This is a genomic window from Mycobacterium sp., assembly GCF_049280035.1.
Classification (GTDB): domain Bacteria; phylum Actinomycetota; class Actinomycetes; order Mycobacteriales; family Mycobacteriaceae; genus Mycobacterium.
Map to the genome: position 1 here is coordinate 1 of NZ_JBAPPI010000479.1, position 2,169 is coordinate 2,169.

Here is a 2,169-nt window from a genome sequence, read left to right on the forward strand (position 1 = left end):
GGCCCGCACGGAATCCGTGCGGGCCGCTACCGACAGCACCATCGCGCTGCTTTCCTATAAGCCCGACACGGTCGAGAAGGACCTTGACGCTGCGCGGGGCCGGCTGACCGGTACGTTCCTGAGCGCCTACACATCGCTGACCCACGATGTGGTCATCCCGGGAGCAAAGCAGAAGCAAATCTCGGCCGTCGCGACCGTTCCGGCCGCCGCATCGACATCGGCGACCGGAAACCATGCCGTGGTACTGCTTTTCGTGAACCAGACGGTCATCATCGGCCAGGACGCGCCGACCAACACGGCATCCAGCGTTCGGGTCACCCTCGACAAGGTTGGCGGCCGGTGGCTGATTTCGCAATTCGACCCGGTATAAACCGAGATGCGGTGAACCGGTGAAGATTTGGACGTGCTTGTGTGCTCTGGCGATCGCAGCAGCTGCGGGTGTCGCCGGCTCGGTGATGCTGGGGCCAGTACCGCGGGCGTACGCCGCCCCGGCACCTGAGGTGGAGTACGTGTATGACGTGATGGTGCGGCGGCACTACGACAACTTTGCCAATCCCGCCGACGCCGTGAGCTACGGATACGGGATCTGCGACAAGGTAAGCCGCGGCGAGGGCTATACCCAAGTCATGGGTGACGTGAAGAACGACATCAGGCCCAATGACGAATTCGCAGCCAATTACCTTGTCTCGTATGCGGTTAACCTGTTATGCCCCGCACAGATTTGGCAACTGCGCAACTCGGCAGGCCACTACCAGCCACCGCCCGGCGGCTGAGAAAAGGAAGGAGACCGACATGCAGTTCTGGCCACTTACTCTGCCTGGCTTAGTGGTCGCCGCCGGCGCCGTGCTGGGCGCGCCTGGTGCGCATGCGGATGGCGACAACAACACGCTCATACCGAACAACAAGCGGCTCAACGACAGTGTGGTTGCCAATGTCTTCACCATTGAGCATCAAGCAGGCTGCACCAACGACGTCAGGATCAACCCACAATTGCAACTCGCCGCCCAGTGGCACACCAGGGATGTGCTGAACAACCGCAACCTTGACGGTGATATCGGCTCAGACGGGTCCACACCACAAGATCGCGCCAACGCGGCAGGCTTCCATGGTCAGGTGGCGGAAACCGTGGCGATCAATCAGTCCATAGCAATCAGCGGCAACGATTTGCTGAACCGGTGGTACTACAACCACGCTTACATGGCCATCATGTCGAACTGTGCCAACAGCCAAATGGGAGTGTGGTCGGAAAACAGTCCTGATCGCACGGTAGTGGTGGCCGTGTACGGACAGCCGCCGCCATCCGCCAACGCCAGCCAAAGAAACGTGGCGGAACTCCCTCCGGGCTCCCAGGCGAACAACATCCCGCTCGATCCCAGCCCCGACTACGACGCCAGCGACGAGCTCGAAAACGGCAACAACTGGTGGGCGTGGATCCTGCGCGGCGTCTACCCACCGCCCGGCATTCCGCCGCAATAGGCAAGCGTAAGACCGCCGTGAGCATCCGGCTTACGCGTTATCGTCATGCGAGCTTTGTAATCGTTGCCAATTCAACATTTTTGGTGGGATCGCATCATCCACGAAGGTAGAGGCATCGAGCCGGAACGAGGATGGCACAAACCAGCCAGTGCGACCTGCTGCGTCAACCCGACCTGATGCAGTGTGGAATTTATTGCGACGCTGTCGGATTCATCGCCCTTGTGATCAGCAGGTGCATCGTCGATTCATCGTGGTCGTCAGATGGCCGAGGCGCGGGTGTAACGCGCTGCACGCGCCCTTCGTGTGGTCCTGCTGTGCTCCTAGTGTCTCTGGGCTTGGCCCGGTGCGCGTCACCTCATCGGGTGGTTGTCGTCTCCCCGACGGAGGCAAACCCGGCGTCGTCCCGGCGCAGCGGAGTCGAATCGAGCGAACCGCATTGGTGGCTGGCCGGCGAGAGTTAGGGTAAATAGCTGCAACGAAGGAATCTGCGATGGGAACGCTGGCACCGGGCTGTACGGATCATCTGCTCCTATGGTCGGATCGGGTCCGCTTAGCCAGTGCGACTGGGATGCGGGCGGACTAGCGGTGGCCAATCCCGACGCGACTCAACGCAGCCCGAACTCGGGAATCGTCGCCGAGCTTGAGGCAGAGGGCTACCGCGATGCTGAGGCGGTAGGACGCGGCGGGTTCGGA

At 61.5% G+C, this 2,169-nt stretch carries 2 protein-coding genes and 1 pseudogene; all 3 read left to right on the plus strand.

The window, feature by feature from the left end:
• Nucleotides 1-370 (plus strand): annotated as a pseudogene (locus WAN71_RS15755) (hypothetical protein); the annotation flags it as partial.
• 19 nt (nucleotides 371-389) lie between these two features.
• A complete protein-coding gene (locus WAN71_RS15760; RefSeq protein ID WP_422226225.1) occupies nucleotides 390-773 on the plus strand; it encodes a DUF732 domain-containing protein in 384 nt (127 codons plus the stop codon).
• Nucleotides 774-792: 19 nt separating this feature from the next.
• Nucleotides 793-1,476 (plus strand): CAP domain-containing protein, encoded by a 684-nt coding sequence (locus WAN71_RS15765; RefSeq protein ID WP_422226226.1) that lies wholly within the window; start codon nucleotides 793-795, stop codon nucleotides 1,474-1,476.
• Nucleotides 1,477-2,169: the final 693 nt, after the last annotated feature.